Below are 1,601 nucleotides of genomic sequence, written 5' to 3' on the forward strand. Positions count from 1 at the left end.
ACTTTGGTCATACGATATCCACCACCATTAAAGTTATCACAAAATGCTACTGCATTTTGATACCCCCCTGCACCACCTTTTTTAGTGACATACCAACGCTCTAATCTAAAATTATACAATGGGTCATTGTTTTTATCGTGTAAATAAAATGTTGAAGGAATAAAAGAACCAGGATTACTCTCCTTAGGACCCGTTAAGTTAATTTTTACAAGCCCTGTAGGTAGCTTATTTTCAGCATTTAACGTTAATGTTACCCCTCCCGTCGAAATTGTTCGACCATTTTTATTTACTATATCTTGCGCTTTCATTCCTGCAACACTCAAGTAAAAAAATAAATTATGAGAGCCTGTGGTTGGAAAGTTTGCTCCAGGATTCGCTGGATTATAAGCATAAAACCCTCTATATTTATTCCAATCACCATGCGGATCGTTAAGAGAAGAAACTGCACCATCGTAAGGTATATCATTTGAATGCCAATCATATTCTAAATTAGGCATAGCATAACAAAATTGTGGTTTATCCATTTTGGGATAAAGATAATAGGTATGCCTATTTCCAGTAAATTTATCACTTTCAGAAGGAATACCATATTCTGTCTTAATGCTCACATCTTCCACTTCTAACGTCAATTGATAAGGTGCATCACAGCCATTTAATGCTTTATCTGAGTTATCCTTCACATAATTAGTAATATCTTGACCATATAAATTCTGCCATTTAATTTTTAATTTACTTGAATTGACACGATGGAGTGTATCGCCATCATCATCCTTCCAATAACCATTGTCATCAATAACTTTATCGGTCAATACTTCTGGATAATCCCCATGAGGCACTAATGTCTTGATATCTGCAAAAGTGGCTAAAAGTTTATCTAACACTAATGGGTTTTCCATACTTGAGCTATCATTTGATACAGTAATAATTTTGTTTCCGGGCAATGTTACTGATAATAAGGGACTAATTGAATCGGCATGAGTCGCACCGCCATCAAAGGTTAAATAAGGCGCAGTACCGTGAATGCGCTCAGAAGTCGTGACCGATAGTGCCTGCGATTCTAAAGAGTACGGTAATAACAACAACGGCGCTAATGCCAATGGGATTTTTGAAAATAATTTTATGGATAATTTCGATAATAATTCGAGAGATAATTTCGATGATATAAATGAGCTTCGAGTAAAAACTTGTCGAATAGGATTATTTGATAAATTTAAGACATAAGTTTGCCAGTGCTTGTGCCTTGTGCCTTGTGCCTAAAATGGTACTGCATTTTGTTCCACCTGTCAAGTAATATTTTGTTTTATTTAGATTTTTTATGGTTAATCGCTTATTTAATAAGCTTGTCTTTCTAAAGCGATTAAAGTATAGCCGTTTAAGAAATAGTTGGCTAGTTTTTTGGCGGACTTTTTTGTAAAGAAATGTAAATTGTAAGAATTATTCATCATGAATGGGCATAAACTTTATGGTTAAATTAATCTAAATATTTTATAGCTAAAAAGTTTAATCGACTATTTAAACAAAATACCAAGTATTTTTATTTAAATAGTCATTATTGAAGAGAAAATTATGGTGTAACGCAAGCTCCTCTATAGTCTTGATCT

Annotated in this window: 1 protein-coding gene; it reads right to left on the minus strand. The window is 33.7% G+C overall.

Annotation, left to right across the window (positions count from 1 at the left end):
• On the minus strand, positions 1-1,097 hold a 1,097-nt coding region (locus A9G37_RS09790; protein ID WP_141671165.1), incomplete at its 3' end, for a hypothetical protein.
• Between the last annotated feature and the right edge of the window lie 504 nt (positions 1,098-1,601).

The organism is Gilliamella sp. GillExp13 (assembly GCF_001690815.1).
GTDB lineage: Bacteria > Pseudomonadota > Gammaproteobacteria > Enterobacterales > Orbaceae > Gilliamella > Gilliamella bombi.